The following is a 6,079-nucleotide window of genomic DNA, read 5'->3' on the forward strand; positions in this document are numbered from 1 at the left end:
GCATGGGCTCGGGTGGGTAGAGCCGGTTGGGACGCCCGGGGAGGATGATCTTGTCTTCGTGGCCTGTGGCGGTGCGGTCCAGGGGCGGCCAGACGAGGGACAACTGGCCCAGTCCGAGACGACCAGCGCCGGCGCGGGTCAGGGGAAGCCAGCGGGCCAGGGTGGCGTCCAGGTGCTGGTCAGGTTCGGCGAGGTCCGCGGCTGTGGTCGCGACGGGACCCGTTCGGGCTGGTCGAGATGGCGCAGCGCATCGACCAGCGCCTCGCGGACCGGGGGCACGTACAGCATCCACGCAGCGAGGTGACTGGGCGGCTACTGTACGGAGCGCGGAGGCTTCGCGGAGGTGCCGGCAATCACTTCCGCCAGATCGGCGACCTGATCAAGGTTGATTGCTGAGATTTTGCTCATTCGCCTTCCTCGCCCGCTACGCCCGGGTCTCCCTCGCATCCCTCGCCCGCTGGCGGCAGCAGACCCCGCGCGGCCCCGCCGCCCGGTGGCACGGAGGGATGAGGCGCTTCAGGTGTCGTCGCTGGTGACTGCCTCGCGGGCGAGGAGGAGGATCGCCTCGATCTCCTCGTCGGTGAGCGTGGCAATGTGCTCCAGCAACTCCTGGCGTGGGTTGGCTATCTCAGGCTGAGGGGCGGGTACCCGGGCATCAGAGTTCTGCGTGGTAGCGCGCTGCTGCCGGTGCTGGACGTATCCCGCAACCAGGCTGCCGGCGGCGACTGCCACGACGCTGCCTGGGAACAGTGTTCCGGTCGCCTGGGCCGCAGCCGGGATCGAGCGCCGCGGGATCCCGACGGCCATGATCGAAGCCATCGGAGTTACAGCTCCGACAAGTTTCAGCGCGGCCTGCGCGCCCGCCCCGGTGGCTGCCGCCCTGAGTAGACGTCTGATGAGTTCGTCGCTGGTGGAGGCGGTGCTGGCGTCGAGCAGCGCCGCGCGGGTCATCAGCTCGGCCGTGCTGACCTGCAGGACCTTGGCGAGAGCGGCCAGCTTGGGCGGAGACGGACGACGAGCGCCCTGCTCGATCTTGTCCATGTAGAGAGGGGTGATGCCCGCCTGTCTGGCCAACTCGGCTCGACTCAGGCCGCGGGCCTCCCGTGCTTCCTTGATGGCGGCGCCCAGCACACTCACCTGTCCAGAGTAGCACGTACGCACAGAACTGGATCAAATCTCGCCCTATTGACACCCACATCGGATTACCTGACCATGGGAAAGCGATCTACTACGGATCGTTCTTGCTCAGAAGACAGGAGACTCGTTGTGGATGAGCTCCGACCGAGCGTCGAGGACGCCGCGACGGCCAGGTTTACGACTCTCGTCCTGGAGTTGCAGGCGATGGCGCACGGGGAGACCGAGATCTTCGATGCGCAGTTCGATCGGCGGATCGCGGCGGCTTCTCTGGGCGACTTCGGGGTGAACCTGGATACCATCAAGGCACTTGTTTCCCGGTTGGCCACGACCACTAACCCGGACGTCAACGCGGATGGCGAGAGGCCTGTGAACAGGGTGCTCGCCGAGCTGGCAGCAGGGCTGGCAGCGGTTGACCGGCACCTGGTCGAGTTTGTGAAGGCGGCGATCAAGGAGATCGAGGAGTTCCTCAACGCCGAGGCGGAAGCCGCTGGCACTGAGCCGGTCAACGTGGAGCTCAAGGACCCCGCAGGTGAGGTCGTCGAGCTGGAGGACTCCCTTCTGTGGAAGCTTATACGTGATGAGCTCCGCGACCAGATCATCGCCGATCTCATCGCTGCCGGCGGTTATGTGGCAGCTGTTCGGGAGTGGCTCAAGAGGAACGCGGCTCAGGCCGCTGCGGCGGTCCCTGCCGGTGCCGGCATCGCTGCGGAAACGGCCGCAGCGGGGGGAGGCGCGGGCGCTGCGGTTGTTCCCGCGGCCTGGCTCGCTGCACTAGTCGGTGCCGGGTATCTCGGCTACAGGACATCTGGGGCGACGGTCCGTGCGGGACGGAAGGACGCGGGCCTGATCCTCAACAGCGCGACGGCGAAGTTCAAGCACCGCCGTGTTCCCGAACTGGACGACGCCGTGGCCAGCACGCGGAAGGACACGATCGACCAGCTTCGGACCACCGGGCTGGCGGAGAGGCCCTGCCATGGTTAGGGATGGCCGTAAGCGTGCGATGGGAGCGTTCAAGGCCGGCGTCGGAGGTGGGGTAGGAAAGGCCGTCGGTGGTGTTGTTGGCGGTGTAGTCGGCGCGCCGGCCGGGCCGACGACGGCGATCGCCGGGGCGGCGTTGGGCGCGGCCGCCGGCTATCTGGCGGGCGAGGCGGTGGAGACCGGTATGGAGAAGGGGGTCGAGGCTGCGGGGAGAATCGCAGACGACCTGCGCACATTCGCGGAGACGGTGGCTGTCATGAGCGTTGGGGCGGTCTATGCGGCGGCCGACAAGACAATCGACCTGGCAGTCGAGGCCGCGACCGCGATAGCTCCTGGCCAGGCGGAACCTCTAGTGACAGCCGCAGGAAAGGCCTGCTCCGCCGTGCCGAGGAACCTCCTGGACCCTCATGGGCTGTACCCCGAGGCTGAACTGGTAGCTGACTGGACGGACGCAAGACGGGCGGGCAAGCAGCGTCGGAAACCCTGACCCGCCGTCGTCTTCCCGTCGCCGTAGGTGTGACCTGGAGGTCCCACTCTCCGTCCTGTGCGCTGCGCCGCTGGCGCTGTTGGACGGCGCAGCGCACGTGCGGGCAACCCCGGTATGCCCTGGTAGGGAAATGACGAACCGGTGAGACATCCACCGCCGACAGGCCGGTGAGAACAGCCGTGGAAGCGCTGGCCAGCAAGAGCCGCAACGGCAGCGAAAACGGTCGGGTGGCCGGGGAGGCGCGCCCAGCCGATCAGAGGGGAACCAGCGCAGGGTGGTGTCGTCCGTGGGTCAGTCCTCGGGAAGACACGCGCGAGCCGCCGCACGGGCGAGGACAGCCTGTGTGGCGGCGGACAGATAGCTGCGCCGACGTGCTCGCCCAGTGCTCCCCCGACCGGCGGAAGGCCAGCGAACGGGTGAACGTGTTCATCTGCAGCGGCACGACGAGCACACCGTCACCGGTCAACTGCTCCAGCCACGCTGGCGCAAGGTCCCACGCCCCGACGGTGACCACGACCGCGTCGTAGTCCGCATGCTCGGGGACGCCGTGCTCCGCATCCGCGGTGACGACGACGACCCGGTCGCCGTAGCCGGCGATCTCACTCAAACGAGCGAACATCTGCGCGTAGAGGGCGATCTCGGTCGGCTGGGTAACCGTCAGGAATCCCGAGACCAGTTCAACGTTCACCTGATCGTTATCGAAGATCCAAAAATCCTCGACTGGGCTGGCCAGGCCACGATCGCAAGAGGCGGGAATGACGCCAAGGGACACTGCGGGCCACGTCGTGACCTCGGCCAGGTGCGCGCACTGGCCGCGCATGACCGCCGGCCCGCCGAAGCCGTTGCGCAGAACGGACTCCTCAATGAGGAATGCGGCGGTGCGCTGGTTGGGACACCAGCTCCGCCACAATCCGGACACGGCGGACCTCGACCCCACGGCCGGCCACCTCGGCGATCAGGTCCAGCCACGGCCGGAGGCCAGCCGCCGCCGGAACTCCTCCTGGTCGCCGACGAGCCGCGCCTGAAACCACGGGTCCCCGGCGACAAACTCGCGTTTGAGGTTCCGCCGGTCAAGAGAGGAAGGTCACCCTGTGGCCATCGAGGACGGCACGGTCGCGGGTTTGCCGAACAGTTCGAGATACCGCTGCGCGGCGTTTGGGTTGAGGTCGGGCGTGAGGGCCGACTGCACGTTCTCTGCCTCCTGGGCGCCGACACTGTAGTACGCCTCGTAGGCAAGGATATCCTGGTTGGACGCGAACAGTTCGTACATCTTCTCGATGTAGTACGGGTTGTCTCCGCCGCCGCCTTTCCTATGGTCCATCCCCCATTCTGGTACCGCGAACTGCTTGCTGTGCTGCCGGGCGAACCTGCTGGCGGTACACGCTCCCGAGTCACTGTTGCAGTTGTCGTCAAAGGTCTCCTGGCTTGTGGACGCCGGATACGAGTCGTACGCGTCGATGCTCACGATGTCGACAACGTCGTCTCCGGGGTAGGCGTCCCATACCCGGCCACCGTTCTGCATCCGGTTCCGGTGTCCGGTCATGTTCCAGTCGATCTGCACGTGCGGCGCCGTGCTTCTGATCGCCGTCACTACCTTCCGGAAGCACTGCTTCCACACCTCGGTATCCCGTGGGGCCCACCAGAACCAGGTGCCGTTGAACTCCCAGCCAGGGCGGACGATCGCGTCCGGCCTGTCATTGCGCACCAGCGTCTGGCCGAATGCCGCCCACTGCTGGTCGTACTCGCCCCGCGCGCACGCCGCCTCATTGCCGTCCTCGGGAAACAGTGGCTGGGCCACCGACAGCATCCCCTGGTAGGCGTTCGGCCGGAAGCTGCTCATCGGCCAGTCGTCGCGGGTGATCGTCTGCCAGCTCCTCCGGGCGGTGAACACGACGGCCACGTCCGTCGGGCGGCCGAGCCATGTCTCCCAGGCGCGGATGTCCTGTGGGGGGTTCGCGTTCGTACCGGACGGCCAGGCCAGGCCACTACCCATCGCAGGGGCGGCCGGTGTCTGCGGCGTCTCCATAGGCGGCTCAGGCTGTTCCTCCGAGCCGCCCACCACGACTAGGAGGACGAGTACCACCACCATGGTGGCCGCAGCGGCGCCGAGCAGCCCGAGTCTCCACCGGCGGGACGTACCGCCGGCCTGTTCACGGCGACGCCCCACGCCTGACCCCCGACTCCGCAGATGGACGTGACTCCTCCGAGCCCGGCGGTGCCCGTGCTCCCCGCCCGTGCCTGTTGCTGTTCCGTCAGGCCCAGGACCCCTTGTCGCACCACTTCGGGCAAACGCCGACGAGGACGAACTGTACCGTAACGTAAGGGTTGAGTTTCCGGAAGCTCCTGGCCTCGACGTACGATGGTGTGCGCCCTACACCAGCGCGTCCCGCGGCGCCCTGTCGGGCGCTACGCCGGTGCTCCGGCAGGCTCCCTCCGGCAGGCTCCGAGACCCGGCTGGGGACTTTCCCGGGATGCCGGGTCAGTGATGGGTGGCGAACTGTCCGGCAGTGCGCCGGTGCAGGTCGGAGCTGGCCTCGTTCAACCCGGCCATCTCGACGTCGACACCACGGCTGCGGTACTTCGCCGCGACTGCCTCCAGTGCGGCCACGGCGGAGGTGTCCCAGATGTGGGCATCGGTGAGATCGATGACGACCCTGGGCGTGGGGTCGGTGTAGTCGAAGGAATGGACGAGCTCGTTAGTCGAGGCGAAGAACAGGTCCCCGGTCAGTGCATAGACACGGATTCCCCCGTCGGGATCGAGGACATCGGCCACCCGGACGATCTGCGCCACCCGGCGGGCGAAGAACACCGCGCCCAACAGCGCTCCGGCCAGAACCCCGAGCGCGAGGTTGCCCGTGGCGACCATCACGACGACGGTGACCACCATGACCAGGGTCTCGCTGCGCGGCACACTCCGTAGTACCCGCGGGCTGATACTCGCCCAGTCGAACGTGCTGATCGACACCATGATCATGACGGCGACGAGCGCCGCCATCGGGATGATGGAGACGACGTCACCGAGCGCGGTGACAAGGATCAGCAGGAACAGGCCCGCGCTGAAGGTGGACAGTCTCGTCCGTCCCCCGGACTTCACATTGATGATCGATTGCCCGATCATGGCGCAGCCCGCCATGCCGCCAAGGAAACCGGTGCCGATGTTCGCCAGTCCCTGGCCGCGGCACTCGGCGTCCTTGTCTGATCGGGTGTCGGTCATGTCGTCCACGATCTGCGCGGTCAGCAACGACTCCAGCAGACCCACCGCGGCAAGCGTGAACGCGTAGGGCGCGACGATGCGAAACGTTTCGAACGTGAACGGCACGTCGGGTAGCCTCAGGACGGGCAACACATCCGGGAGATCTCCCATGTCGCCCACGGTCGGTACCTCGATGTGGCAGACCGTCGCGACCACCGCGATGCCGATGATGGCGACCAGCGGTGCTGGCACGGGGTGCTTCTCTTTGAGAGGTGGGTGGTTCC

Annotated in this window: 8 protein-coding genes; 2 read left to right on the forward strand and 6 right to left on the reverse strand. The window is 67.2% G+C overall.

What is annotated here, in order from left to right; genetic code table 11:
* Positions 1-138: 138 nt before the first annotated feature.
* Positions 139-288, reverse strand: a complete 150-nt coding sequence (locus tag AC08OP_RS19015) for a hypothetical protein (RefSeq protein WP_476615424.1) — start codon at positions 286-288, stop codon at positions 139-141.
* Positions 289-516: 228 nt separating this feature from the next.
* On the reverse strand, positions 517-1,137 hold the full coding sequence (locus AC08OP_RS19020) for a helix-turn-helix domain-containing protein (protein ID WP_476615425.1): 621 nt from the start codon (positions 1,135-1,137) through the stop codon (positions 517-519).
* A gap of 129 nt (positions 1,138-1,266) precedes the next feature.
* Between AC08OP_RS19020 and AC08OP_RS19025 the strand changes: the two genes are divergently transcribed.
* A complete protein-coding gene (locus AC08OP_RS19025; RefSeq protein ID WP_476615426.1) occupies positions 1,267-2,118 on the forward strand; it encodes a hypothetical protein in 852 nt (283 codons plus the stop codon).
* 19 nt (positions 2,119-2,137) lie between these two features.
* Positions 2,138-2,602 (forward strand): hypothetical protein, encoded by a 465-nt coding sequence (locus AC08OP_RS19030; protein WP_476615427.1) that lies wholly within the window; start codon positions 2,138-2,140, stop codon positions 2,600-2,602.
* A gap of 253 nt (positions 2,603-2,855) precedes the next feature.
* Here AC08OP_RS19030 and AC08OP_RS19035 read toward each other — a convergent pair whose 3' ends face one another.
* The 4 genes from AC08OP_RS19035 to AC08OP_RS19050 form a co-directional block, all read right to left on the reverse strand.
* Entirely contained in the window at positions 2,856-3,521 is a 666-nt protein-coding gene (locus AC08OP_RS19035) for a Scr1 family TA system antitoxin-like transcriptional regulator (protein ID WP_476615428.1), read from the reverse strand.
* On the reverse strand, positions 3,463-3,633 hold the full coding sequence (locus AC08OP_RS19040) for a DUF6879 family protein (protein WP_476615429.1): 171 nt from the start codon (positions 3,631-3,633) through the stop codon (positions 3,463-3,465). The genes AC08OP_RS19035 and AC08OP_RS19040 overlap by 59 nt, the downstream gene beginning before the upstream one ends.
* Before the next feature lie 53 nt (positions 3,634-3,686).
* Entirely contained in the window at positions 3,687-4,769 is a 1,083-nt protein-coding gene (locus AC08OP_RS19045; RefSeq protein WP_476615430.1) for a glycoside hydrolase family 26 protein, read from the reverse strand.
* Positions 4,770-5,081: 312 nt separating this feature from the next.
* The coding region (locus tag AC08OP_RS19050; RefSeq protein ID WP_476615431.1) for a SulP family inorganic anion transporter at positions 5,082-6,079 on the reverse strand (998 nt) is incomplete at its 5' end.

The organism is Frankia sp. CeRuru1 (assembly GCF_977966315.1).

What these genes read in the sequence shown, in the direction of transcription:
- AC08OP_RS19015 (WP_476615424.1), bottom strand. Translation starts at nt 288, where the DNA reads ATGCTGTACGTGCCCCCGGTCCGCGAGGCGCTGGTCGATGCGCTGCGC.
- AC08OP_RS19030 (WP_476615427.1), top strand. Translation starts at nt 2,138, where the DNA reads ATGGGAGCGTTCAAGGCCGGCGTCGGAGGTGGGGTAGGAAAGGCCGTC.